Here is a 26,022-nt window from a genome sequence, read left to right on the forward strand (position 1 = left end):
CACCGGCCCAACCGGTGGGTCGTTGCCTTGGGTTGGCGATGGCACAGGATCACAGGCCACAGCCTTCAGGGGGAGGAACGATGGCGGACAGCTTCGGACCGATGCGCGACGAGGGCACCGACGGCGTCGCGGGCGTGGACCCGGGCGCGGGCTCCGCACGCAAGGAGCCCATCCGAGTCCTGGTCGTGGACGACCACGCGCTCTTCCGCCGGGGCCTGGAGATCGTGCTCGCGGCCGAGGAGGACATCCAGGTCGTCGGCGAGGCGGGGGACGGCGCGGAGGCCGTGGACAAGGCCGCCGACCTGCTGCCGGACATCGTCCTGATGGACGTGCGGATGCCCAAGCGGGGCGGGATCGAGGCCTGCACCTCCATCAAGGAGGTCGCTCCCAGCGCCAAGATCATCATGCTGACGATCAGCGACGAGGAGGCCGACCTCTACGACGCGATCAAGGCGGGCGCCACCGGATACCTCCTCAAGGAGATCTCCACCGACGAGGTCGCCACCGCCATTCGCGCGGTGGCCGACGGACAGTCGCAGATCAGCCCCTCGATGGCGTCGAAACTCCTCACCGAGTTCAAGTCGATGATCCAGCGCACGGACGAGCGCCGGCTGGTTCCCGCGCCCCGGCTCACCGACCGGGAGCTGGAAGTCCTCAAACTCGTGGCCACCGGAATGAACAACCGGGACATCGCCAAGCAGTTGTTCATCTCCGAGAACACCGTGAAGAACCATGTGCGCAACATCCTGGAGAAACTCCAGCTGCACTCCAGGATGGAAGCCGTGGTGTACGCGATGCGGGAGAAGATCCTCGAAATCCGCTGAGGGCGCCGGGTGCGTCAGGCCAGCAGGCGGGCGAGTTCCGCGGCCAGGGGCGCACGGAGTTCGGGGCTGTCCACCCGTTCCACCCGGACGTTCGTGCAGTCCACCCAGCCCGCCGCCTCGACCAGCGCCTGCGCCACCGCCGGGACCGCCTTCGGGCCGTCCACGGTGACCTGCCGCCCGACCAGGGTGCGGCCCTCGCGGCCGGGGTCCACGCGGCCGACCAGCCGGCCGCCCGCCAGCACCGGCATCGCGAAGTAGCCGTGCACCCGCTTCGGCCGGGGGACGTAGGCCTCCAGGCGGTGGGTGAAACCGAAGATCCGCTCCGTGCGCGCCCGCTCCCAGACCAGTGAGTCGAAGGGGGACAGCAGCGTGGTGCGGTGACGACCGCGCGGCGCGGTCTCCAGGGCCTCGGGGTCGGCCCAGGCCGGCCTGTCCCAGCCCTCCACGGAGACCGGGACCAGCCCGGTGCCGGCGACCACCGCGTCGAACTGCTCGGCCTTCAGGCGGTGGTAGTCCGCGATGTCGGCCCGGGTGCCGACCCCCAGCGACCGGCCCGCCAACCGGACCAGGCGACGCAGGCACTCCGCGTCGTCCAGGTCGTCGTGCAGCAGTGTCCCGGGGACCGCGCGCTCGGCGAGGTCGTACACGCGCTTCCAGCCGCGGCGCTCGACGCACACCACCTCGCCGTACATCAGGGCCCGCTCCACGGCGACCTTCGCGCCGGACCAGTCCCACCACTCGCTGGTGCGCTTCGCGCCGCCCAACTCCGTCGCCGTGAGCGGGCCTTCGGTGCGCAGCTGCTTGATCACCTGGTCGTAGGCGCCGTCCGGCAGGTCGTGGTTCCAGTGCGGGCGGGAGCGGTACGCGCGGCGCCGGAAGGCGAAGTGGGGCCATTCCTCGATGGGGAGGATGCACGCGGCGTGCGACCAGTACTCGAAGGCGTGGGGCTGCGCCTGCCCCGCCGCCGTGGAGGCGGTGCCCCAGTAGGCGGCCTCGACCGTGGCGCGGCCCACGGCGCCCAGGCGGGCGTACGGGATGAGTTCGTGGGACCGGGCGAGGACCGAGATGGTGTCGAGCTGGACCGCGCCCAGGTGACGCAGGACGCCGCGGACCCCCGCACGCCGGTCGGGGGCGCCGAGGAAGCCCTGGGCCCGCAGCGCGATGCGGCGGGCCTCGGCTGCCGAGAGGGTGAGGGGACGCGGGGTCGTCATGTCTCGCACGATAGGGGGTGGCACTGACAGCGGGGGACGACCTGCGCCGTCGCGGGCCGGGCCGCCGGGGTCCGCGTCGGAGGCGGGAGGTTCCCCCGGCGCCGGACGCCGTGGACGGGACGCGCGCCGCGGGTGGTCATGCCCCGGCCGGCAGGTAGGCCGACGGCGTCGGCAGGCCCAGGTCCGACGGCAGCAGCGAACCCACCCAGCAGTCCCGGCGGACGCCCGCGTGGACGATGGCGGAACGCAGCGTGCCCTCCAGGCGGAAGCCGGCCCGCTCCGCCACCGCGCGGGACGCCATGTTGCCGACCTCCGCCCGCCACTCCACGCGGTCCGTGCGCAGGTGCGTGAAGCCCCAGCGGGTCGCGGCGGCGACGGCCTCGGTGGTGTAGCCGTTGCCGCGGTGTTCCCTGGTGGCCCAGTAACCGAGCTCGGTCGTGCCCCGGCCGCGCGGGGTGAGGGAGAGCATGCCCGCCAGGTCGCCCGACCCGGGGAGGAAGACGCCGAAGGTGAACACGGACTCCTTCGCCCAGCCGAGCGGGACCACCTGCTCCGTGAACCCGCGCGCGTGCTCCTGGCGGTACGGCGACGGGATCGCCGTCCAGCGCTGGATGTCCGGGTCCTGGGCGGCGGCGTACACCGCGTCGGTGTCCTGCGGGCCGACTGTGCGCAGGAGGAGGCGGCCGGTGGAGAGCGTCACGGGGTCCATCGGCCGATTCTGCTGGGCGGCCGGAGCGGCCCGCCACCGCTTTAACCGTGGCGGGCCATCACCGCTGTAGCGCTGTGTGAGCGCGCGATCACGATTCGCGCAATTCCTCGGCGGGGCGCGGCACCATCCGCGGCCTCCGGCCGTTGTCCCCTTTGAAACAGATTTGAAATGGCGGACGGTCGCCGACCCGGCAGGCCTCCCGGCGTGGCGGGGTCCTCGCATACGATGGCCGTTGCTCACCAAGTCAAGTGGAACCGACCGTCCCAGGCCCGACCGGCAAGGAGACCAAGCCCCGTGTCCGTCCTCTCGAAGATCATGCGTGCAGGCGAAGGCAAGATCCTGCGCAAGCTGCACCGCATCGCGGACCAGGTCAAGTCCATCGAAGAGGACTTCGTCGACCTCTCCGACGCCGAGCTGCGGGCCCTCACCGATGAGTACAAGCAGCGGTTCGCCGACGGCGAGACCCTGGACGACCTGCTTCCCGAGGCTTTCGCGACCGTCCGCGAGGCGGCCAAGCGCGTGCTCGGCCAGCGCCACTACGACGTGCAGATGATGGGCGGCGCCGCCCTCCACCTCGGCTATGTCGCCGAGATGAAGACCGGTGAGGGCAAGACCCTCGTCGGCACGCTCCCCGCGTACCTCAACGCCCTCTCCGGGGAAGGCGTCCACCTCATCACGGTCAACGACTACCTGGCCGAGCGCGACTCCGAGATGATGGGCCGCGTCCACAAGTTCCTCGGCCTCAGCGTCGGCTGCATCCTCGCCAACATGACGCCGGCCCAGCGCCGCGAGCAGTACGCGTGCGACATCACCTACGGCACGAACAACGAGTTCGGCTTCGACTACCTGCGCGACAACATGGCGTGGTCCCAGGACGAACTCGTCCAGCGCGGCCACAACTTCGCCATCGTCGACGAGGTCGACTCCATCCTCGTCGACGAGGCCCGCACGCCGCTGATCATCTCCGGCCCGGCCGACCAGGCCACCAAGTGGTACGGCGACTTCGCCAAGCTGGTCACGCGCCTGAAGAAGGGCGAGGCCGGCAACCCGCTCAAGGGCATGGAGGAGACCGGCGACTACGACGTCGACGAGAAGAAGCGCACCGTCGCCATCCACGAGTCCGGCGTCAGCAAGGTCGAGGACTGGCTGGGCATCGACAACCTCTACGAGTCGGTGAACACGCCTCTGGTGGGCTACCTGAACAACGCCATCAAGGCCAAGGAACTCTTCAAGAAGGACAAGGACTACGTCGTCATCGACGGCGAGGTCATGATCGTCGACGAGCACACCGGCCGTATCCTCGCCGGCCGCCGCTACAACGAGGGCATGCACCAGGCGATCGAGGCGAAGGAAGGGGTGGACATCAAGGACGAGAACCAGACGCTCGCCACGATCACCCTGCAGAACTTCTTCCGCCTCTACAGCAAGCTCTCCGGCATGACCGGTACGGCGATGACCGAGGCCGCCGAGTTCCACCAGATCTACAAGCTCGGCGTGGTCCCGATCCCGACGAACAGGCCCATGGTCCGCAAGGACCAGTCGGACCTGATCTACCGGACCGAGGTCGCCAAGTTCGAGGCCGTCGTCGACGACATCGCCGAGAAGCACGAGAAGGGCCAGCCGATCCTCGTCGGCACCACCTCGGTCGAGAAGTCCGAGTACCTCTCGCAGCAGCTGAGCAAGCGCGGCATCCAGCACGAGGTGCTCAACGCCAAGCAGCACGACCGTGAGGCGCCGATCATCGCCCAGGCCGGCCGCAGAGGCGCCGTGACCGTGGCCACCAACATGGCCGGCCGTGGCACCGACATCAAGCTCGGCGGCAACCCCGACGACCTCGCCGAGGCCGAGCTGCGCCAGCGCGGCCTCGATCCCGAGGAGCACATCGAGGAGTGGGCGCACGCCCTGCCCGCCGCCCTGGAGAAGGCCGAGCAGGCCGTGAAGGCCGAGTTCGAAGAGGTCAAGGAGCTCGGCGGCCTCTACGTCCTCGGTACCGAGCGGCACGAGTCGCGCCGCATCGACAACCAGCTGCGCGGCCGCAGCGGCCGTCAGGGCGACCCCGGCGAGTCCCGCTTCTACCTCTCGCTGGGCGACGACCTGATGCGCCTGTTCAAGGCCCAGATGGTCGAGCGCGTGATGTCGATGGCCAACGTGCCCGACGACGTGCCGATCGAGAACAAGATGGTCACGCGCGCGATCGCGTCCGCCCAGTCGCAGGTCGAGCAGCAGAACTTCGAGACCCGCAAGAACGTCCTCAAGTACGACGAGGTCCTCAACCGTCAGCGCGAGGTCATCTACGGCGAGCGGCGCCGCGTCCTGGAGGGCGAGGACCTCCAGGAGCAGATCCAGCACTTCACGAACGACACGATCGACGCCTACGTCAGCGCGGAGACCGCGGAGGGCTTCCCGGAGGACTGGGACCTCGACCGGCTGTGGGGCGCCTTCAAGCAGCTCTACCCGGTGAAGATCACCGTCGAGGAGCTGGAGGAGGCGGCCGGTGACCGGGCCGGTCTGACCGCCGAGTTCATCGCCGAGTCCATCAAGGACGACGTCCACGAGCAGTACGAGTCGCGCGAGACGCAGCTCGGCTCCGAGATCATGCGTGAGCTGGAGCGCCGGGTCGTGCTGTCGGTCCTCGACCGCAAGTGGCGCGAGCACCTGTACGAGATGGACTACCTCCAGGAGGGCATCGGCCTGCGCGCGATGGCGCAGAAGGACCCCCTGGTCGAGTACCAGCGCGAGGGCTTCGACATGTTCACCGCCATGATGGAGGGCATCAAGGAGGAGTCCGTCGGCTACCTGTTCAACCTGGAGGTCCAGGTCGAGCAGCAGGTCGAGGAGGTCCCGGTGGAGGACGCGGCGCCGACCCTCGAGAAGCGCGACGCGGTGCCCGCGCAGGCCGGCTCCCGCCCCGAGATCCGCGCCAAGGGCCTCGACGCCCCGCAGCGGCGGGACCTGCACTTCTCCGCGCCGACGGTGGACGGCGAGGGCGGTGTCGTCGAGGGCGAGTTCGCCGACGACGAGGAGCCCGTGCGCTCCGAGGCGGACGGTCTCACGCGCGCGGAGCGGCGCAAGCAGTCGCGTGGCGGGCGTCGCCGCAAGAAGTGACGTGACGTGACGGTGCCTTCGGCGCCGGAGCGGGTCGAAGGGCCGGGTCACCCCAGGGTGGGCCGGCCCTTCGGTGTGTCCGGTGACGTCAGTCGTCGTCCGGGTGCGGGGGGCGCGGGCCGCCCAGCTCCACCGCCGTGCAGCGCCAGCGCAGGTCCCGGCCCTGCTCCAGGCGGAAGGCCATGGCGCGCAGCTGCTCGCCGGCGCCGATGCGGGCGAAGACCTCGACGGCACCGGGGCGGGGCACGTAGTAGCCGAGGTCGCGGACCACCGGGCGGGTGCCGCGGGTGCGCAGCGGACCGCGCTCGGCGAGGTGGGCGAGTTCGTCGTAGGCGCGGCCCGCGGTGTGGCGGAGCATCCAGTGGACGGGGCGCTGGCCGCTCAGCACGGCGAGCAACCGGTCCGCGAAGACGTCGGTGGTGGCGGGCGGCGGGGCAGGCGGGCGGTGCGGGGTCGGGAGGGGTGCCGTCCGGTGGGCGGGTGTGGGTGTCGTGCCGATGCTCTGGGCGGGGGCCGGCGCGGGTGGCGTCACGGTGGCCGTCACGCCGGCGCCGGTGCGGGCGGCAGTGCCGGTACCTGCCCCGGGGCCTGCGTCTGTGCTCCCGCCCCTGCCCGAGCCCGTACCCGTACCCGTCCCCCTCGTGCTGGTTGCGGTCCGGGTGGCCGGGGTGCCCGGGGCTGTCGGGGGACGGCCGTCGGTGGGCCTGGTGCGGGTGCGGGTTCCGCCGCCGCCCGGTGAGCCGGGGGGCCTGCCGCCCGCGGCCGTCGTGCGGGCCGTACCGCCGGGTGTGCGGGGCGGGGTCCCGGCGGGGTGACGCGGGTCGCGGCGGCCGGGCGGGCGGCTGCCGGGTTGCTGCTTCACCCTGGTCATGACCTTGTGCATGGTGTCCCCGCTCGACGGGCCCGGACGGTACCGGGCGGTAACTTCGGTTGGGGATCTTGTACGGGGCCGTGCCGTGGGGCGGCAAGGCGGCCGGGACCCCCGGCGGAGGGTCGGCACGTTCACTTATCCGAGTGATCGGGTGGCCGGAAAAGCCCGTGGTGACGGGGGTGGACCGGGTGGATGCAGGGGCGGGCGGTTGACGTCCGCCGGGGGGTGGGCAGGGACCCGAAAGGCGACGCCCGCACGTATCCTGAGAGCCCGTCCGGCCGCGGCGAACCCCACCGACCAGAAAGCGGACTGCCATGCGCGTCTACGTCCCCCTGACCCTCTCCGGTCTCGCCGAGGCGTACAAGACGGGAGAGCTCGGGGCCGGGCCGCTCGTGGCCTACGCCGTCACGCCGGCGCTGCGGGAGTGGTACCTCTCCGAAGACATCGAGGAACTGGAGTACGCGGCGCTGGGCAGGGCCGCGCTGGCCTCGCTCCGGCTGCTGGCGGCGGACCCCGGGGCGGCACGGCGGCGGGTCGTGATCGCCGTGGACGTGGCCGACGGCACGGCGGTCGCCGACCCCGACCGGGCCCTCGACCCCGTGGCGCTCGGCGAGGTGCGGACCGCCACCGCCGTACCGCTGGCCAAGGCCGCCGCGGTGCACGTCGACTCCGAGGACGCGCGGGAGGACGTGACGGCCGCCGCGGAGGCACTGCCGGCGGCGGACGCGGGGGACGAGGACGCGCAGTTCGTGGTGGACGGCGCCGAGGACCACGAACTGCTGTGGTTCGCGCGGCAGGAGATCCCGAACCTGGTGGGTCTCGGGCAGTAGCCGGCGGGCCGCACCGGACCCGGCACTCGCGGGTCTCTTCGTTGTCAGTGGCGGCGGGTACGTTTTGGACATGGGGATGCGGACGGACATGCACATCGTCTGGGATTGGAACGGGACGCTGTTCCACGACAACGACGCGATCATCGGGGCGACGAACGCGGCCTTCGCCGAACTCGGACTCGAACCGATCACCTTGGAGCGCTACCGGGCGCTGTACTGCGTGCCGGTGCCGAAGTTCTACGAACGGCTGCTGGGGCGGTTGCCGACCGACGCCGAGTGGGAGCTCATGGACGGCGTCTTCCACCGGCACTACCAGCAGCACCGGATCCGCTGCGGGCTCACCGACGGCGCGGCGGAACTGCTCGCGGGGTGGCGGTCGGCGGGACGCAGTCAGTCCCTGCTCAGCATGTACGGGCATGAGGAACTGGTGCCGTTGGTGCGGGGCTTCGGCATCGAGCCGCACTTCATACGCGTGGACGGGCGCACCGGTCCCTCCGGCGGCAGCAAGGCAGAGCACATGGTGCGGCACCTCGCGGCGCTCACCGGAGCGGGGGGCGTGGACCCCGCTCGCACGGTGGTCATCGGGGACGCCGCCGACGACGCGGTGGCCGCGCTGCACGTCGGAGCGCGCGCGGTGCTGTACACCGGCGGTTCGCACGGCCGGGCCAGTCTGGAGACGGTGGGCGTTCCGGTGGTGGACACCCTCGCGGAGGCCGTCGAGGAAGCGGCGCGACTGGCGGCCTGAGCTGAAGCGCGGCCGACCGGCCGGGGGTGAGCCCGTCAGGGCCAGGGGAGGCTCTGGACCGGCCGGGCCCCCGGTCGCGAGGTCACGGAGCGGCGGGCCCCGGATCGGCAGGTCCCGGAGCGGCGGGTGGGGGAAGGGCAGGCCCAGGAGCGGCCACGCACGCACCGGCAGGTCCCCGAGCGTCAGGTCGCCGGGCGGCGGAACGGAGCGCGGCGGATCGGGGCGCCCGGGCAGGGGAGCGGCAGCTCGCCGAGCGGCGGGCCGGCGATCCGTGAGGCGGGACCGGCAGGCCGGGGAGCGGCAGCTCCGTATCGCCCGGTCGGGGGTCGTTCGCGCCCCGCCGTCCGGAGAGGCCGTTACGCCGGATCGGTCGTTCCCGCCCCTGTGCAGAATGTCAAAGTTCCACCCCCGGTTTTGTACACATACGGCTCATGACGGGCCCCCGCCCGGGGGCGATAGCCTGGTGGCGTGATCAGCGCGATAGTTCGCGGGGGCACTGCCGCCCCCGCCCTGCGCCCGGCGAGCACGGACCATCTCCGTGACCGGGCCGGTCGCTGGTCCTCGCGGGCGGGACGGGGCCACCAGGGCCCCCAGGACGCCGTGCACACACCCGGGACAGGCGGCGCAGAGATCAGCGTCACACCCCGAGGGCGTGTCGAGAATGGCTGATAACCCCCCGCTCATCTCACCCTGCGGCATAGCGTCGGAGCAGACCGGACACCCCGCGTCTGGACGTTGCGTCGGAGGGGCAGAGCCCGTATTTCCTTCTACGTCACGCAATGGCGCGCGACAGGAGCCAGAGGACAATGCAGACCAAGCTGGACGAAGCCAAGGCCGAGCTGCTCGAGAGGGCCGCCCGGGTTGCTGAGAACAGTCCGGTCGGGGGGCACCTACCGACCGGGACGACGGACGAGGGCACGCCGGACCCGGACACCGTGCTCGCGTTCCTCCAGCGCTACTACCTGCACACCGCCCCGGAGGACCTCACCGACCGCGACCCGGTCGACGTCTTCGGAGCCGCCTTCTCCCACTACCGGCTGGCCGAGAACCGCCCGCAGGGCACGGCCAGCGTGCGGGTGCACACCCCGACCGTCGAGGAGAACGGCTGGACCTGCAGCCACTCCGTCGTCGAGGTCGTCACCGACGACATGCCGTTCCTCGTGGACTCCGTGACGAACGAGCTGACCCGGCAGGGCCGCGGCATCCACGTCGTCATCCACCCGCAGATGCTGGTGCGCCGCGACGTCACGGGCAGGCTGATCGAGGTCCTCACCGCGTCCGCCGTGGGCGACCTCCCGCACGACGCCCACACCGAGTCCTGGATCCACGTGGAGATCGACCGGGAAACCGACCGCGCCGACCTGAAGCAGATCACCGCCGATCTGCTGCGTGTCCTGTCCGACGTCCGCGAGACCGTCGAGGACTGGGACAAGATGCGGGACGCGGCCCTGCGGATGGCCGACGAGCTGCCGAAGGAGCCGGTCGCCTCCGACCTGCGCGGCCAGGACATCGAGGAGGCCCGCGAGCTGCTGCGCTGGCTGGCCGCCGACCACTTCACCTTCCTCGGCTACCGCGAGTACCAGCTGCGCGACGACGACTCGCTCGCCGCCGTACCCGGCACCGGTCTGGGCATACTGCGCTCGGACCCGCACCACGCGAGCGACGAGAGCCACCCCGTCAGCCCCTCCTTCGAGCGGCTGCCCGCCGACGCCCGCGCCAAGGCCCGCGAGCACAAGCTGCTGGTGCTGACCAAGGCCAACAGCCGCTCCACCGTGCACCGGCCGTCGTATCTCGACTACATCGGCGTCAAGAAGTTCGACGAGCAGGGCAACGTCGTCGGCGAGCGGCGCTTCCTCGGACTGTTCTCCTCCGCCGCCTACACCGAGTCCGTGCGCCGGGTCCCGGTCATCCGGCGCAAGGTCGAGGAGGTCCTGGAGCGCGCCGGGTTCTCGCCCAACAGCCACGACGGGCGCGACCTGCTCCAGATCCTGGAGACCTACCCGCGCGACGAGCTGTTCCAGACCCCGGCCGACGAACTGCAGGCCATCGTCACCTCGGTGCTGTACCTCCAGGAGCGCAGGCGGCTGCGCCTCTACCTCCGCCAGGACGAGTACGGGCGCTACTACTCCGCCCTCGTCTACCTCCCCCGCGACCGCTACACGACCGGTGTGCGGCTGCGGATCATCGACATCCTGAAGGAGGAGCTCGCCGGCACCAGCGTCGACTTCACGGCCTGGAACACCGAGTCGATCCTGTCCCGGCTGCACTTCGTGGTGCGGGTCCCGCAGGGCACCGAGCTGCCGCAGCTGTCCGACGCCGACAAGGAGCGCATCGAGGCACGGCTGGTCGAGGCCGCCCGCTCCTGGGCCGACGGCTTCGCCGAGGCGCTCAACGCCGAGCTGGGCGAGGAGCGCGCGGCCGAGCTGGTGCGCCGCTACGGCAACGCCTTCCCCGAGGGCTACAAGGCCGACCACACCCCGCGGGCCGCGGTCGCCGACCTGGTGCACATCGAGCGCCTCACCGAGGCCCAGGAGCACACCGGCAAGGACTTCGCGCTGAGCCTCTACGAGCCGGTGGGCGCGGCGCCCGAGGAGCGCCGGTTCAAGATCTACCGCAAGGGCGACGCGGTCTCCCTGTCCGCGGTGCTGCCGGTCCTCAACCGGCTCGGCGTCGAGGTGACGGACGAGCGGCCGTACGAGCTGCGCTGCTCCGACCGCAGCGTGGCCTGGGTGTACGACTTCGGTCTGCGCGTGCCCAAGTCGCCCAGCGGCGGCGGTGACCACCTCGGCGACGACGGCCGCGAGCGTTTCCAGGAGGCGTTCGCCGCCACCTGGACCGGCCGGGCGGAGAACGACGGCTTCAACTCCCTCGTGCTCAGCGCCGGTTTGGGCTGGCGGCAGGCGATGGTGCTGCGGGCGTACGCCAAGTACCTGCGCCAGGCGGGTTCCACGTTCAGCCAGGACTACATGGAGGACACCCTCCGCAACAACGTCCACACCACGCGTCTGCTGGTGTCGCTGTTCGAGGCGCGGATGTCGCCGGACCGCCAGCGCGCCGGGCACGAACTCGTGGACGCGCTGCTGGAGGAACTGGAGGCGGCGCTCGACCAGGTGGCGAGCCTCGACGAGGACCGCATCCTGCGGTCCTTCCTCACCGTCATCAAGGCGACCCTGCGGACCAACTTCTTCCAGGAGGCGGCGGGCGGCCAGCCGCACGCGTACGTCTCCATGAAGTTCGACCCGCAGGCGATCCCCGACCTGCCCGCGCCGCGCCCGGCGTTCGAGATCTGGGTGTACTCGCCGCAGGTGGAGGGCGTGCACCTGCGGTTCGGGAAGGTCGCCCGAGGCGGGCTGCGCTGGTCCGACCGCAAGGAGGACTTCCGGACCGAGATCCTCGGCCTGGTCAAGGCGCAGATGGTGAAGAACACCGTCATCGTGCCGGTGGGCGCCAAGGGCGGCTTCGTCGCCAAGCAGCTGCCCGACCCGAGCGTGGACCGGGACGCCTGGCTGGCCGAGGGCATCGCCAGCTACAAGACGTTCATCTCGGCGCTGCTCGACATCACCGACAACATGGTGGCCGGCGAGGTCGTGCCCCCGGCGGACGTCGTCCGGCACGACGAGGACGACACCTACCTGGTGGTCGCCGCCGACAAGGGCACCGCGACCTTCTCGGACATCGCCAACGGGGTCGCCGAGCAGTACAACTTCTGGCTCGGCGACGCCTTCGCCTCCGGCGGTTCGGCCGGCTACGACCACAAGGGCATGGGCATCACCGCCCGCGGTGCCTGGGAGTCCGTCAAGCGGCACTTCCGGGAGCTGGGCGTGAACACCCAGGCCGAGGACTTCACGGTCGTCGGCATCGGGGACATGTCCGGTGACGTGTTCGGCAACGGCATGCTGCTGTCCGAGCACATCCGCCTGGTCGCCGCCTTCGACCACCGGCACATCTTCCTGGACCCGACCCCGGACGCGGCCACCTCCTACGCCGAGCGCCGCCGCGTCTTCGAGCTGCCGCGCTCCAGCTGGGCCGACTACGACACGGCGCTGATCTCCGCGGGCGGCGGCGTCTTCCCGCGCACCGCCAAGGCCATCCCGGTCAACGCCCACATCCGCCAGGCCCTCGGCATCGAGGACAAGGTGTCCAAGATGACGCCGGCCGACCTGATGAAGGCCATCCTGCGGGCGCCGGTCGACCTGCTGTGGAACGGCGGCATCGGCACCTACGTGAAGGCGTCCACGGAGTCCCACGCGGACGTCGGCGACAAGGCCAACGACCCGATCCGGGTCGACGGCGCCGACCTGCGGGTCCAGGTCGTCGGGGAGGGCGGCAACCTCGGTCTGACCCAGCTCGGCCGGATCGAGTTCGCGCTGCACGGCGGCAAGACCAACACGGACGCCATCGACAACAGCGCGGGCGTGGACACCTCCGACCACGAGGTGAACATCAAGATCCTGCTCAACGGCCTGGTCACGGACGGCGACATGACGGTCAAGCAGCGCAACAAGCTGCTCGCCGAGATGACCGACGAGGTCGGCCACCTGGTCCTGCGCAACAACTACGCGCAGAACACGGCGATCGCCAACGCCCTCGCCCAGTCCAAGGACATGCTCCACGCGCAGCAGCGGTACCTGCGGCACCTGGTGCGCGCGGGCCTGCTCGACCGGGCGCTGGAGTTCCTGCCCACCGACCGCCAGATCCGCGAGCGCCTCGGTGCCGGGCAGGGCCTGACCAGCCCGGAGACGGCCGTCCTGCTGGCGTACACGAAGATCACGGTCGCCGAGGAGCTGCTGCACACCTCGCTGCCGGACGACCCGTACCTGCGCGGTCTGCTCCACACCTACTTCCCGGCGGCGCTGCGCGAGAAGTTCACCGAGCGGATCGACGGCCACCCGCTGAACCGTGAGATCACCACGACGGTCCTGGTCAACGACACGGTCAACACGGGCGGTACGACGTATCTGCACCGGCTGCGGGAGGAGACCGGTGCCTCGCTGGAGGAGATCGTCCGCGCCCAGACCGTGGCCCGCACGATCTTCCGTTCGGGCGCCGTGTGGGACGCCGTGGAGGCGCTGGACAACTCGGTCGAGGCCGCCGTCCAGACCCGGATCCGTCTGCACTCGCGCCGGCTGGTGGAGCGGGGCACGCGCTGGCTGCTGAACAACCGGCCGCAGCCGCTGCAACTCGCCGAGACGGTGGAGTTCTTCTCCGAACGGGTCGAGCTGGTCTGGGGAGAGCTGCCGAAGCTGCTGCGCGGCGCGGACCTGGAGTGGTACGAGCAGATCCGCGACGAGCTGACAGCCGCGGGCGTGCCGGACGAACTGGCCACGCGGGTGGCCGGGTTCTCCTCCGCCTTCCCGACGCTGGACATCGTCTCGGTGGCCGACCGGATGGGCAAGGAGCCGCTGGACGTCGCCGAGGTGTACTACGACCTCGCCGACCGGCTGCACATCACCCAGCTCATGGACCGCATCATCGAGCTGCCGCGCGCGGACCGCTGGCAGTCCATGGCCCGCGCCTCGATCCGCGAGGACCTGTATGCGGCCCACGCCTCGCTGACGGCCGACGTGCTCGCCGTGGGCAACGGCACCTCGACCCCCGAGCAGCGCTTCACCGCGTGGGAGGAGAGGAACGCGCCGATCCTGGGCCGGGCCCGCACGACCCTGGAGGAGATCCAGGGCTCGGACTCCTTCGACCTGGCGAACCTGTCCGTGGCGATGCGGACCATGCGGACGCTGCTGCGCACGCATTCCTAGCCCGTACGTGCGTGAGGGCGCCCCCGGCCGTCGTGGCGGGGGCGCCCTTCGTTCTGCCCGGGCGGCGGCTGCCGCCCGCCTCACGGCGTGTGTCTCACGGCGCACGTCTCACGAGGAGAGCGGCACCTTGGCGTCCTCGGGCGTGGGCCGGGTCTGCTCCGGGGTCTTCGGGGGAGTCCTCTTCGGCCGGGCCTTCGGCCTGGGCTTCTCCGGGCCGCCCGTGAACGCCTCGTACGCCTCCAGGACCTCCTCGGTGGGGCCGTCCATGCGCAGTTCCCCGCGCTCCAGCCACAGCACGCGGTCGCAGGTGTCGCGGATCGACTTGTTGTTGTGGCTGACCAGGAAGACGGTGCCGGCGTGCTCGCGCAGCTCGCGGATACGGGCCTCGGACCGCTTGCGGAAGGAGGCGTCGCCGGTGGCCAGGGCCTCGTCGACGAGCAGCACGTCGTGGTCCTTGGCGGCGGCGATGGAGAAGCGCAGGCGGGCTGCCATGCCGGAGGAGTAGGTGCGCATCGGCAGGGTGATGAAGTCGCCCTTCTCGTTGATGCCGGAGAAGTCGACGATCTCCTGGTAGCGCTCCTTGACCTGCTCGCGGGACATGCCCATGGCGAGGCCGCCGAGGTAGACGTTGCGCTCGCCGGTGAGGTCGTTCATCAGGGCCGCGTTGACGCCGAGGAGGGAGGGCTGGCCGTCGGTGTGGATACGGCCGTTCTCCACCGGCAGCAGACCCGCGACGGCCTTGAGCAGCGTCGACTTGCCGGAGCCGTTGGAGCCGATCAGGCCGATCGCCTCGCCCCGGTACGCGACGAAGGACACGTTCCTGACCGCGTGCACCGTGCGCACGCCCGCGGCCCGCTCGGCCTTCTCGCGGCGCAGGATGCGGTTGAGGGCGGCGGTGGCGGAGCCGCGCCCGGCGCCGGTGCCGTTGACCCGGTAGACGATGTCGACCTTGTCGACGACGACGGTGGGGATGCGCTCGCCGTCGCTCTCGTAGCGGTACTCGGTGTTCTCAGCCACGGCCGTACGTCTCCTCAGCCTTCCAGAAGTAGATGAAGCCGCCGACTCCGGCGAGCAGCGCCCAGCCAGCCGCGAGCAGCCACACGTGGGCCGGCAGCTGGCTGGAGTGGAAGCTGTCGATGAGCGCGTACCGCATCAGGTCGATGTAGACGGCGGGCGGGTTGGCCTGCAGCGTGGGCGCCACCCAGGACGGGAGGCCGGTGTGCCTCTGGAGCAGGTGGTCGATGCTCCACATCACGCCGGAGATGTACATCCAGGTACGCAGCACGAACGGCATCAGCTGTGCGATGTCCGGCGTCTTCGCCCCGAGCCGGGCCACGATCATCGAGATGCCCGCGTTGAAGGTGAACTGCAGGACCAGGGCCGGGATCGCCAGCGCCCAGGAGGCGGCGACCGGCACGCCGAAGCAGAGCAGGATGACGACCAGGGCGGCCATCGAGAACAGCAGCTGCTGGAGCTGCTGGAGGACGAACGAGATGGGCAGCGCGGCCCGCGGGAAGTGCAGCGCCCGGACGAGACCGAGGTTGCCCGCGATGGCCCGGGTGCCCGACATGATCGAGCTCTGCGTGAACGTCCAGATGAACACGCCCGTGACCAGGAACGGGATGTAGTCCGGCACGCCCTTCTTGGTCTGCAGCAGCACGCCGAAGATGAAGTAGTAGACCGCCGCGTTCAGCAGGGGGGTCATCACCTGCCAGACCTGGCCCAGTTTCGCCTGGCTGTACTGCGAGGTGAGCTTGGCGGTCGAGAAGGCCGCGATGAAGTGGCGCCGGTCCCACAGCTGGCGGACGTAGTCCGGCAGGGACGGGCGGGCGCCGCTGACCGAGAGGCCGTGGCGGGCGGCGAGGGCCGCGAGATCGTCGTCGGCCGGGGCCGGCGTCGGGGGCGGTGTGTGGAGGACCTGGCTCACATCCGCTGCTTTCACTCGGGGGGAGGGGGTGGCGCGCGCTCGGTTGCCGCCGGGTTCGTCGCCCGGAGTTTCCTTACGCTTTCCTTCACGTTTTCTTACGTCGGGACGGGACCGTATCGTCGCAACGCGAGCGTAGGCGGAGTCGACGTCGGAACGCAACCGTTTCGTCGTGACGCCCTATGCTTGACGGCATGACGACGAACGCAGAGGAGCCCCGAACGCGTCCGCGCCGCCGGACCCCCGCGGGAGCCGCCGTGCTCCGGGAGGACAAGACGGAGGCCATCCGGGCCGCCGTCTTCGAGGAGCTCGCGTCCGTCGGCTACGCGCGGATGTCGATCGAGGGCATCGCGCGCCGCGCGGGTGTCGGCAAGACGGCCGTCTACCGCCGCTGGCGCTCCAAGCTGCACCTCGTCCTCGACCTCGTCTCGGCGATCGCCGTGCAGGGCCTGCCGGCCCCGGACACCGGCTCGCTGGAGGGCGACCTGCGACTGCTGTACGAGGTGACCTCGCGGGCGCTGCGCCACCCCGTCGCCTCGCAGATCATCCCCGACCTCCAGGCCGAGGCGGCACGCAACCCCGACATCGCCGAGGCCATGCAGAAGGCGCTGCGCGAGGGGCAGGACGGCGTCGCAGCCAAGATCATGGTCTCGGCCGCTCAGCGCGGCGAGATCCGTCCCGGCGCCGACGAGGACCTGGCCCTCGACCTGATCTCGGGACCCCTGTACTGGCGCTCGGTGGTGATCCGCAGCCCCAAGCTGCCGAAGGGCTACCTGGGCACACTCGCCCGGGCGACGGCGGAGGCACTCAAGGCGCTGTGAGGCGCCCTTGGCGGGGGTCGCCACGGCGCTAGCGCGCCGCCGCCGGGTGCAGTCGTACCCAGCCCTCCCAGGCCGAGGTGATCATGTCCTGGACGTCGTGGGTGGCCTTCCAGCCCAGCTCCGTGGCGGCGCGGTCGGCGGACGCCACGACCCGGGCGGGGTCACCGGGGCGGCGCGGGGTGACCGTCGGAGGTCGGTGGTGGCCGGTGAGGGCGCTGACGCGGTCGATCATCTCGCGGACGGACACGCCCTCCCCGCGGCCGATGTTGAGGGTGAGGGCGTGGCCCGGGGCGGCCCGCAGGGCGCGCGCGGCCGCCACATGGGCCTCCGCCAGGTCCACCACGTGGATGTAGTCGCGGACGCAGGTGCCGTCGGGGGTGGCGTAGTCGTCGCCGAAGATCCGCGGGGGCGCGCCCGCGGTCAGCCGCTCGAAGATCATCGGGATCAGGTTGTGGACGCCCACGTCCGCGAGTTCCGGACGGGCCGCGCCCGCCACGTTGAAGTAGCGCAGGCAGGCCGTGGAAAGTCCGCCGGCCCGGCCGGTGGCGCGCACCAGCCACTCGCCGGCCAGCTTGGTCTCGCCGTAGGGGCTCATCGGCGCGCACGGCGTCTCCTCCGTCACCAGGTCGAGGTCCGGCATGCCGTACACCGCGGCCGAGGAGGAGAACACGAAGGAGCGCACCCCGGCCGCCGTCACGGCCTCCAGCAGCACGCGCAGACCCTCGACGTTCTCCCGGTAGTAGTGCAGCGGCAGTTCGACCGACTCGCCCACCTGCTTCTTCGCGGCCAGGTGGACGACACCGGTGACCGCGTGCTCGGCCAGGGTGCGGGCCAGCAGCGCGGCGTCCAGCGTCGAACCGGTGACCAGGGGGATCCCTTCGGGGACGCGGTCGGCGAGGCCCGTCGACAGGTCGTCGTAGACGACGGTCCGCTCGCCCGCACCGGTCATCGCCGCTACGACGTGCGCCCCGATGTAGCCGGCGCCGCCGGTGATCAGCCAGGTCATGTGCGGCCGTCCCCTCGTCCGTGGCGGCGCCCCGCGTGGCGCCGGTCTCAGTGAAGCAGGCGGCGGCACCCGGCGTCGGCCACCCGGCGCGGGAGCACCCCGACGTGGTCCCCCGTCACCGGGACGGGGAGCGGTGGGCGCCGGACAGGCGCCGGGCGGGGAGCGGGAGGAGGGAGGCGAGCGGTCCGCCGGGGAGGCGCGGGGGCAGGTGCGGCGGGCCGTCGGTGGAGCGCCACAGGCGGATGAACGACAGGGCGGCGGCCGCGGCCAGCAGGCCGTTGCGCACGAGCATCAGCGCGCAGCCCGTCCACGTGCTGGTGACCACCTCGTGGTACAGGACGGGGTACACGACCGAACTGACGGCGGTGGCCGCCACGATCAGCGCCGCCACGGGACGCTGCGTGGTGTGCCGGGAGGTCAGGCAGACGGCGGCCAGGCCCACCAGCCAGACCATGTACTGCGGGCTGATGACCCGGCTGGTGACGGTGAACAGCAGGACGGCGCTGAGCGCCGCGTCGTACGGCGTCGCCGGTGTCCAGTTCCGGGCCCGGACCCGCCAAAGCAGCAGCAGCGCGAAGGCGACACCCGTGAACGCCAGTGAGGCGGCGGCGACGGCCGGGACGTAGGGGCCGGTGAACTCCATCGCCCCGTAGCGGTACCCGACGGTCCCCGGCCAGCCGGCGTGGGTGGCGAGGCCGAGCAGGGTGCCGCCGAACGACTCGATCTGCACGCCCCGGCCGCCCTGCTGGAGCAGGAAGGAGAAGGGGTCGCGGCACACGGCGGCGAACAGGGCGAGCACGGCGGCGGCCGTCAGCGCCGCCCACGTCCACGCCGACCGTGCCGCCCGGCCCCTCGCCGGCCCCAGCAGCACCAGCGCCGGCCACACCTTCACCAGCGCGCCCGCCGCGGCCAGCGCCCCGCACACGCGCGGGTACCGCGACCACGCCAGCAGGGCGAGGACGGCGAGCGCGGTGACCTGCACGTCGTAGCGCGCGAGCGGGAGGTGCAGCAGCAGGGGGAGGCCGCCCACCCACACCGCCGCCCCGCACAGGCTGTGGCCGGGCCGCCCGCCCGCGCGCACCAGGGCCCCGGTGACGGCCGCGTCGGCGGCGAGGGTGAGGGCGACGAACGCCTGGAAGTACGTCAGGCCGGGCAGCAGCGCGGGTGACAGCAGGACCGGGCCAGCGCCCGGCGGGTACTGCCACAGCGGGTCGTGCGCGGGGAAGACGCCGTGCGCGAGCCCGCCGTACCAGCGGTGGTAGAGCCACCACACCTCGCCCGCCACCCGGCCTCCGCCCAGGACGGCCAGCCCGTTGTGGGCGAGCAGCCACAGCATCAGGGCGCGGCCGGCGAGCCAGGCGGTGGCGAGCGCGAGGTGGCGGGGTCGTCGCACGGCGTTCGCCGCGGAGGTCATGAGGGTGTGCGGCGCGAGGTTCATCGAGCGGATGGTAATCCGGGCGAATGACGTGAAACGTCTGATACACCGCCAATCATCACCAATGGCCGGTCGGCACCACACAATCGGCCTTGTGACGAGCGGGCAGTCGAGCGGGGCCGAACGGAGAAGCGAGCGGGCGCTGGCCGTGGCGCTTCCCGCGGCCGTGATGCTCGCGGCCGGACTGTGGGGCCTGGACCGCGGCGGCATGTGGGGCGACGAGAGCGTCACCTTCCTGGTGGCCTGGCGCACGGTGCCGCAGATCTGGCGGCTGCTGCACGAGGTGGACGCGGTCCACGGGCTGTACTACCTGTTCATGCACGCCGTGCTGCCCGTCCACCCCGGCGAGGTCGTCCTGCGGCTGCCGTCGCTGTTCGCGGCCTCGGCGACGGCCGCACTGGTCGCCGCCCTCGGGGTGCGGCTGTCCCGGCCGCGGGTCGGGCTGTGGGCCGGCCTGCTGTACGCGGTCACCCCACTGACCGGCCACTACGCGCAGGAGGGCCGGTCCTACGCGCTCGTCGCGGCCGGGGTGGCGGCCGCGACGCTGCTGCTGGTGCGGGCGTCGGACGGGCGGCCGGGGCGGCCCGGCGCGGTGTGGTGGCCGTACGGGTGCGTCCTCGCGGTGTCCTGCCTGCTGCACGAGCTGGCGGTGCTGGCGGTCTGCGCGCACGCGGCGACCCTGGCGCTGACCCGGGTGCCGAGGGCCGTGTGGGCGGGGTGGGCGCGGGCGGTGGCGGTGACCGGGGTGCTCCTGCTGCCGCTGGTGTGGGTGTCGCGGCGGCAGTCGGGGCAGGTGGCGTGGCTGGTGGCGCCGGGCTGGGACCGGGTCGGGAAGCTGGGGCGGAGCTTCGCCGCCGGTCCGACGGGGGCGGTCTTCTGGGTGTCCGTCGTGCTGCTGGTGGCGGGTCTCGGGGCCCGGCGCGTGGCGGTGGTGGCGGGGCCGCTGCTGGTGCTGCCGCCCGCGATCCTGATGAGCGTCTCGCAGGTCCGGCCGCTCTATCACGACCGGTACGTGCTGTACGCGCTGGCGGGATCGCCGCTGCTGGTGGCGGCGGGCGCCGACCGCGTGGCCACCGCCGTGGAGGGACTGCGGGGACGCCGGGTGGATGCCCGGCGTTCGCGAGCGTGTCTCGGGGGTCGGTCGTGCGGCCGGGTGGGCGCTCAGCGTTGGCGGGCAGGGCTCAGGGGTCCGTCGTACGGCCGGGTGGGCGCTCCGCGGGCGGGGCTCGGGGGTCCGCCGGCCGGCCGGGTGGTCGTCCTGGCCGGCGTGCTGGCCGTCGCTCTGGCCTTCCTGCAGACTCTTCCGCTGCACCTGGAGGACCGTTCGCCGGACCACCGCCCCGACAACCTCGCGGCGGTCGCCGCTCTCGCCGCCCGGCAGGTCCGGCCCGGTGATCCGGTGCTGTTCCTGCCCTCGGTGGAGCGGCTGGCGGCGCTGACGTACCCGCGGGGGTTCCGGCGCGGCTACGACATCGCGCTCCGGGAGTCCGGGCCCCGCTCCGGGACGCTGTGGGGCCGAGAGACCGGGCCCCGGGAACTGCTGCGCCGGCTCGCCCCGGTCGACCGGGTCTGGGTCGTCGCCGAGCCGTACGCCCTCACCTCGCGCTGGTCGCCGCGCGACCCGACCGAGCGGGCCAAACTCACGGTCGTCCGGGAGCAGTTCACCCCGCGCCGGGAGTACGCCCGCCGGGGGGTGACCCTGCGTCTCTACGTCCGCGTGCCGCCCGTGAGCGGTCGGGCGGGCCCGGTTACGGGTGGCCCGGAGCCTGGGACAGCGCGGCCGCGTCCAGCGCGGTCGTGAGTTCGTCGAGGCGGGCGCGCAGGGCGCCGAGCTCCTCCATGTCGAACCCGGTCGAGGCGAAGATCCGGCGCGGTACCTCGAGGGCCCGCTCGCGCAGCGCGGCGCCCTCCCCGGTCAGCCGCACCTCCACCGAGCGCTCGTCGCGGGTGGAGCGCTCGCGTCGTACGAGACCGGTTCCCTCCAGCCGCTTGAGCAGCGGCGAGAGCGTGCCGGAGTCGAGCCGCAGGTGTTCGCCGAGCTTCTTCACGGGCAGGTCGCCGTGCTCCCACAGCACCAGCATCACCAGGTACTGGGGGTAGGTCAGACCGAGGTCCTTGAGGATCACGCGGTAGACGCCGTTGAAGGCGCGGGAGGCGGCGTGCAGGGAGAAGCAGATCTGGCGGTCCAGGCGGAGCCAGTTCTCCTGGGCGGCTGGGGTCGGCGTCGCGGTCATGCCTCCCAGGATAGCTCTTTCGAGCCATTTAGTTGTGCACAATTCAGTTGTGTGCTCTACTTAGGTCCGGAAGGCGGCCCGGAAGGGCGCCGCCGCACACGACTCGCACGCAGAGGGATGGTTTTCCATGGACGCGCTCTACACCGCTGTCGCCACCGCCACCCACGGCCGGGACGGCCGCGCCGTCTCCTCCGACGGCACCCTGGACCTCGCGCTGGGCATACCGGTGGAGATGGGCGGCAACGGTCAGGGCACCAACCCGGAGCAGCTGTTCGCCGCCGGTTACGCCGCCTGTTTCGGCAGCGCCCTCGGCCTCGTCGGCCGCGCCGCCAAGGTCGACGTCAGTGACGCCGCCGTGACCGCCGAGGTCGGCATCGGCAAGGAGGGTGAGGGCTTCGCCCTCAAGGTCACCCTGCGCGTCGAGCTGCCCGACAGCGTGGACGAGGCCACCGGCCGCAAGCTCGTCGAGCAGGCCCACCAGGTGTGCCCCTACTCCAACGCCACCCGCGGCAACGTCGAGGTCGACCTCGTCATCGAGTAGTCACTGACGGCCGTCCGGGGGGAGACCCCGGGCGGCCGCTCCCGAGGGGACCCGCGCCAGCACCTCACCGGTCCGCCGGCTCCACGCCACCACCACCGCCTCCGGGGGCACCGGATGGCGGGGCGTCAGCAGCAGCCAGCGCACGTGGTAGCGGCGGACGAGGGCGGCGCGCCCGGCGCGGGTCGACCCCGGGGCGAGGTAGGCGCGGACGTCGGCGAGCCGGCGGGCCCGCTCCCGCTCGTCCAGGGCCGGGTCCGGCCAGATCGGCGCGGCGAGGTACGGCCCGTACCCGGCGATGAGGTGACCGGCGATGTACCCGTCGGTGATCACCACCTCGCCGTAACCGATGTGCCGGGCCGCCCAGTCGTACGACGGCCAGCGCGGCGGCTGCGCGAAGCCCACCGGGTCCAGTGCGCGCGGTACGACCGCCCCGGCCTGCACGGTGAGGAACCCCACGCACGCCCCGGCGGCCACGGCCCCGCCCAGCGCCCGCCTGGCCCGCCTCCACGGCCGGGGCGCCGCCAGCGCGACGGCCGCCGCCAGTTGCAGCGGCAGCAGCGCCGCCCACAGGGCCCTGCCGTACGTGTAGTGCCCGCTCACCCAGCCGTAGCCCACCACCAGGCACTGCACCGAGAACATCAGCACCAGCGGGTCACGCGCCGAGCGCCGGGCGCGCGCCCACAGCGCGGGCGCCCCGAGCAGCGCCAGCCAGGAGTTCGCGGCCATCTGCTCGTACAGCCGGCGGTGCATCCCGTCGAGGCCGGTCTCGCCCGTCAGCGACAGCACGTCGTAGTACGGCCAGGACACCGCGACCATCAGGGCGACCGCCGCCGCGAGCGCCCAGCGGGCCGCCACCGGAGCCCGCCACGCCCGCTGCCGCGCCGCGACGACCGCCACCGCCCCGGTCACCGCCGACACGGCCGTCACCGGGTGGATCAGCAGGATCAGGCCGTACAGCGCCCCGATGACGGCGTACCTCCACCAGCCGCGCAGCCCGTCCGGGCCGACGTAGCGCACCGCGGCGCCGTCCGTCCCCGCGAGGGCGCCCGTCAGCGCCCACGCCCACAGCGTCAGCCCGATGGCGAACGCCGACGGGTAGCCGAGGTTCGTGGTCATCGGCATCAGCCCGAGGTAGCCGCTCCACAGGACGCGTGCGGTGCCCCACAGCAGCGTCATGGCCGGCAGGGCCAGCACCGGCGCCCACGGGCGGGGCGTGAGCATCCGGACGAATCGGCCGGTCCCCGTCAGCAGGACCAGCAGGTGCGCCGGCCCGGCCAGCTTCACGACCTCCCAGCCCGACAGCCCGGTCAGCCGTGCGAGGACGGCCTGGGCGACGGCGTACGGCCCGTAGTAGGGGCTGCCCGCGCCCGGCAGGGCCGCCATCGAGTGCGCCGGGTGGAGCAGGTCCGCCTTGAGGCGTTCGACGACCGCCGCGTGCTGGCCGGAGTCGCAGCACAGCGGCACCCGCCAGTACGCGAGCGTCATCACCAGCCAGAACAGGGCGCCGAAGACCTGGTACGGACTCGGGCGGCGCAGACGGCCGCCGCGCAGCGCCGTCGCGCCGCGCACGGTGCGCCGGACGAGTGTTCCGGCGCTCACCGGACGGACGGAGAAGGGGGCGTCTGGGGCATGGGCCGTATGTTCCCGCCGCGGCCGACGGCATGACGCGCTTCACCTCAACGAGTGAGGCCGCCACCCCGGCGACCACCCCGGTGGGCGGATCCCACGCCGGCCGGCGCGCGACCCGCCCGCCGCGCGCTACGACGAGGTCAGCAGATCCCGTCCGGAGGCGGGGGCCGGCAGCCCGCCCAGCGCGGCGGCGGACCCGGGCCCGGGCGGGAGCAGGTCCTCGCCCAGCATCAGCGTCCGCACCACCCGCTCGGCGGCCCGGCCGTCGTCGAACTCGCAGAACCGGTCCCGGAAGGCGGCCCGCAGTCGCGCCGCCTCCTCGTCCCGCCACGCCCCGGAGGCGAACAGAGACGCCAGTTCCCGGTAGGAGCGCGACACATGGCCCGGCGCCTCGGCGGTGATGTCGAAGTAGGCGCCCCGGCTGGCCGCGTACGCCTCCCAGTCGTCGGCGTGGACCACGATCGGCCGGTCCAGGTTGGCGTAGTCGAACATCAGGGCCGAGTAGTCGGTGAGCAGCACGTCCGAGGCGAGCATCAGGTCCTCGACGTGCGGCTCGTCCGTCGCGTCGATCAGCACACCGCGCCGGTGCAGTTCGGTCAGCCCCAGCCCGCGTGCCGGGCCGGTGGCCAGCGAGGGATGCAGGCGGACGACGAGGGTGTGGTCGGGCCCGAGGTCGGCGGCGAACCGGGCCAGGTCGATCCGCTCGACGTGACCGCCCCGCCGGTACTCCCGGCGCGTCGGCGCGTACAGCACCACCGTCCGCCCGTCCGGGACGCCGAGCCGGGCCCGCACGGCCCGCCCGTCGTCGGCACCGGCGTTCACCAGGGCGTCGTTGCGGGGGCTGCCGGTGCGCAGGGACGTGAAATGGCAGGGGTAGGCGCGGTCCCAGACCAGCTCCGAGTGGCGGTTGGCGACCAGGCTGTAGTCCCAGCGGTCCGCGCGGCGCAGCATCCGCGGCACGTCGAGTCCGTGCCGGGCACCGGGCTTGGTCAGCAGGTCGGCCGCCATGTACTTCAGCGGGGTGCCCTGATGGGTGTGGATGTGGACGCTGCCGGGCCGCTTGGCCGGGGTGCCCGGCCAGTTGACGTTGTTCACCCAGTAGGTGGCCTGCGCGGTGAGCGCGTGGTAGCGCCGCGAACCCGGCGTGACGTGGTCGACGCCGGGCGGCAGCGAGTCCACCGCGTCCTGTCGGACCACCCACACCCCGTGGATGTGCGGGGCGAGTTCGCGGGCCTTGGCGTAGAGGGCGGCCGGGTCACCCGTCACGCCCCGGTGGTGGCTCGCCGAGTAGAGCGCGAGCTGCGGATCGAGGGGGAAGCCGGACCGGACCGCGTGCGAGGTCCGCCGGGTCGCCCGTGAAACCGTCCGCGCCACCCGCCGGCCGCCGGCCCCGGCCGTGCCGCGCAGGGTGCGCAGCCCCCGCAGCACCGCGTACGAGGCGTACGGCGCCGTCGCCAGCAGCCGCATCTCGGCACCGCGCGCGTCCGCCGGCGGGGTGAAGTCCGCCGGGAGGTGACGGCGGTGGAAGGAGCGGATCTCGCGGTGGAAGTCCGGACGGTCGGCGGGGGTCACCCGGTCCTCGCAGGCCAGCACGAACAGCATGTGGTCCAGGGCCCGTTCGAACAGCAGCGGGCGCGCCCAGGCAAGGTCGGGGCGCTGCGCGAGGAACGCGAACAGGCCCTCGTACTGCGGGAAGATGTCGAAGTGGCGGCGCCCCGGGGTCCTGGTGATCGCGCCCTGCCGGCGCTGGCGGTACTCGACGCCGATCCGGTCCAGGCAGGCGATCCGGCCGGCCAGCACCATCGAGCGGTAGGTGACGGGGGCGTCCTCGTACAGGCCGGGCTCGTAGCGCAGGCCGTGCGCCAGCAGGAAGGAACGCCGGTACGCCTTGTTCCAGGCCACCAGGAACAGGTGCAGGTACTGCGGGTGCTCGCGGACGTCGAAGGTGTCCAGGGCGGCGCCGGCGGCCAGCAGGCCGGCCGACTTGCTCTGCCCGCCGCGGCCCCACCAGTGGGTGCGCACATGGTCGAAGACCAGGATGTCCGGGTCGCCGGTGGCGTCGAGCCGCGCGGCGACCGCGGCCAGCAGACCCGGCGTGTAGTGGTCGTCGCTGTCGAGGAAGAGCACGTAGTCGCCGCCGGCCTGCTCCAGGCCGGCGTTGCGGGCCCGCCCGAGACCGACGTTCTCGGGCAGGTGCAGCACCCGCACCCGGGGGTCGCGCTCGGCGTACCCGTCGAGGATCGCGCCGCACCCGTCGGGTGAGCGGTCGTCCACGGCGATCACCTCGACGTCCACGAAGGACTGCTCGAGCACCGAGTCGAGGCATTCGCGCAGGTAGCCCTGCACCTTGAAGACGGGGACGATGACGCTGAAGCGGGGCACTG

At 72.5% G+C, this 26,022-nt stretch carries 18 protein-coding genes; 8 read left to right on the forward strand and 10 right to left on the reverse strand.

All coding sequences use genetic code 11. The annotated features are described in order from the left end of the window. Nucleotides 1-80: 80 nt before the first annotated feature. Nucleotides 81-824 (forward strand): response regulator transcription factor, encoded by a 744-nt coding sequence (locus ABZT03_RS30755; RefSeq protein ID WP_356045431.1) that lies wholly within the window; start codon nucleotides 81-83, stop codon nucleotides 822-824. 14 nt (nucleotides 825-838) lie between these two features. On the opposite strand, the gene ABZT03_RS30760 is transcribed toward ABZT03_RS30755, so the two are convergent. Continuing rightward, nucleotides 839-2,035 (reverse strand): crosslink repair DNA glycosylase YcaQ family protein, encoded by a 1,197-nt coding sequence (locus ABZT03_RS30760; protein ID WP_356045433.1) that lies wholly within the window; start codon nucleotides 2,033-2,035, stop codon nucleotides 839-841. 136 nt (nucleotides 2,036-2,171) lie between these two features. Then, a complete protein-coding gene (locus ABZT03_RS30765) occupies nucleotides 2,172-2,744 on the reverse strand; it encodes a GNAT family N-acetyltransferase (RefSeq protein WP_356045436.1) in 573 nt (190 codons plus the stop codon). 294 nt (nucleotides 2,745-3,038) lie between these two features. Between ABZT03_RS30765 and secA the strand changes: the two genes are divergently transcribed. Beyond that, on the forward strand, nucleotides 3,039-5,849 hold the full coding sequence (secA, locus tag ABZT03_RS30770; protein ID WP_356045438.1) for a preprotein translocase subunit SecA: 2,811 nt from the start codon (nucleotides 3,039-3,041) through the stop codon (nucleotides 5,847-5,849). Nucleotides 5,850-5,937: 88 nt separating this feature from the next. Here the strand turns inward: secA and ABZT03_RS30775 are convergent, their stop codons facing one another. Next, nucleotides 5,938-6,732 carry an Rv3235 family protein gene (locus tag ABZT03_RS30775; RefSeq protein ID WP_356045441.1) on the reverse strand — a complete coding sequence of 265 codons (795 nt, stop codon included), beginning with the start codon at nucleotides 6,730-6,732 and terminating at the stop codon, nucleotides 5,938-5,940. Between the two features lie 302 nt (nucleotides 6,733-7,034). Here ABZT03_RS30775 and ABZT03_RS30780 point away from each other — a divergent pair, with 302 nt between their 5' ends. The 3 genes from ABZT03_RS30780 to ABZT03_RS30790 all read left to right on the forward strand — a co-directional run bounded on the left by ABZT03_RS30780 (nucleotide 7,035) and on the right by ABZT03_RS30790 (nucleotide 14,048). Further along, nucleotides 7,035-7,550: a hypothetical protein gene (locus tag ABZT03_RS30780; protein ID WP_356045443.1), complete on the forward strand. Its 516-nt coding sequence runs from the start codon at nucleotides 7,035-7,037 to the stop codon at nucleotides 7,548-7,550. 70 nt (nucleotides 7,551-7,620) lie between these two features. Next, nucleotides 7,621-8,295: an HAD family hydrolase gene (locus tag ABZT03_RS30785; protein ID WP_356045446.1), complete on the forward strand. Its 675-nt coding sequence runs from the start codon at nucleotides 7,621-7,623 to the stop codon at nucleotides 8,293-8,295. A gap of 806 nt (nucleotides 8,296-9,101) precedes the next feature. Beyond that, entirely contained in the window at nucleotides 9,102-14,048 is a 4,947-nt protein-coding gene (locus ABZT03_RS30790) for an NAD-glutamate dehydrogenase (protein ID WP_356045448.1), read from the forward strand. Between the two features lie 108 nt (nucleotides 14,049-14,156). Here the strand turns inward: ABZT03_RS30790 and ABZT03_RS30795 are convergent, their stop codons facing one another. Together ABZT03_RS30795 and ABZT03_RS30800 are read right to left on the reverse strand one after the other, a co-directional pair. Beyond that, a complete protein-coding gene (locus ABZT03_RS30795) occupies nucleotides 14,157-15,065 on the reverse strand; it encodes an ABC transporter ATP-binding protein (RefSeq protein WP_356045450.1) in 909 nt (302 codons plus the stop codon). Then, nucleotides 15,058-15,975, reverse strand: a complete 918-nt coding sequence (locus ABZT03_RS30800) for an ABC transporter permease (RefSeq protein WP_356045453.1) — start codon at nucleotides 15,973-15,975, stop codon at nucleotides 15,058-15,060. The genes ABZT03_RS30795 and ABZT03_RS30800 overlap by 8 nt, the downstream gene beginning before the upstream one ends. Before the next feature lie 191 nt (nucleotides 15,976-16,166). Between ABZT03_RS30800 and ABZT03_RS30805 the strand changes: the two genes are divergently transcribed. After that, entirely contained in the window at nucleotides 16,167-16,793 is a 627-nt protein-coding gene (locus ABZT03_RS30805) for a TetR/AcrR family transcriptional regulator (RefSeq protein ID WP_356045456.1), read from the forward strand. A 28-nt stretch (nucleotides 16,794-16,821) separates the two neighbouring features. Here the strand turns inward: ABZT03_RS30805 and galE are convergent, their stop codons facing one another. Together galE and ABZT03_RS30815 are read right to left on the reverse strand one after the other, a co-directional pair. Further along, nucleotides 16,822-17,799 (reverse strand): UDP-glucose 4-epimerase GalE, encoded by a 978-nt coding sequence (gene galE, locus ABZT03_RS30810; RefSeq protein WP_356045459.1) that lies wholly within the window; start codon nucleotides 17,797-17,799, stop codon nucleotides 16,822-16,824. A 115-nt stretch (nucleotides 17,800-17,914) separates the two neighbouring features. Further along, nucleotides 17,915-19,237 (reverse strand): glycosyltransferase 87 family protein, encoded by a 1,323-nt coding sequence (locus ABZT03_RS30815; protein WP_356045462.1) that lies wholly within the window; start codon nucleotides 19,235-19,237, stop codon nucleotides 17,915-17,917. 166 nt (nucleotides 19,238-19,403) lie between these two features. On the opposite strand from ABZT03_RS30815, the gene ABZT03_RS30820 reads away from it, so the two are divergent. Further along, on the forward strand, nucleotides 19,404-21,035 hold the full coding sequence (locus ABZT03_RS30820; RefSeq protein ID WP_356045487.1) for a glycosyltransferase family 39 protein: 1,632 nt from the start codon (nucleotides 19,404-19,406) through the stop codon (nucleotides 21,033-21,035). On the opposite strand, the gene ABZT03_RS30825 is transcribed toward ABZT03_RS30820, so the two are convergent. After that, on the reverse strand, nucleotides 20,983-21,468 hold the full coding sequence (locus tag ABZT03_RS30825) for a MarR family transcriptional regulator (protein ID WP_356045465.1): 486 nt from the start codon (nucleotides 21,466-21,468) through the stop codon (nucleotides 20,983-20,985). The genes ABZT03_RS30820 and ABZT03_RS30825 overlap by 53 nt on opposite strands. A 127-nt stretch (nucleotides 21,469-21,595) precedes the next feature. Between ABZT03_RS30825 and ABZT03_RS30830 the strand changes: the two genes are divergently transcribed. Further along, nucleotides 21,596-22,009, forward strand: a complete 414-nt coding sequence (locus ABZT03_RS30830; protein WP_356045467.1) for an organic hydroperoxide resistance protein — start codon at nucleotides 21,596-21,598, stop codon at nucleotides 22,007-22,009. Here the strand turns inward: ABZT03_RS30830 and ABZT03_RS30835 are convergent, their stop codons facing one another. Beyond that, nucleotides 22,010-23,608 (reverse strand): hypothetical protein, encoded by a 1,599-nt coding sequence (locus ABZT03_RS30835; RefSeq protein WP_356045470.1) that lies wholly within the window; start codon nucleotides 23,606-23,608, stop codon nucleotides 22,010-22,012. It abuts the gene before it with no gap. 159 nt (nucleotides 23,609-23,767) lie between these two features. Continuing rightward, nucleotides 23,768-26,020, reverse strand: a complete 2,253-nt coding sequence (locus ABZT03_RS30840) for a bifunctional glycosyltransferase family 2 protein/CDP-glycerol:glycerophosphate glycerophosphotransferase (RefSeq protein WP_356045473.1) — start codon at nucleotides 26,018-26,020, stop codon at nucleotides 23,768-23,770. Between the last annotated feature and the right edge of the window lie 2 nt (nucleotides 26,021-26,022).

Origin of the sequence: Streptomyces sp. NPDC005574 (assembly GCF_040605435.1) — a bacterium.
Classification (GTDB): domain Bacteria; phylum Actinomycetota; class Actinomycetes; order Streptomycetales; family Streptomycetaceae; genus Streptomyces.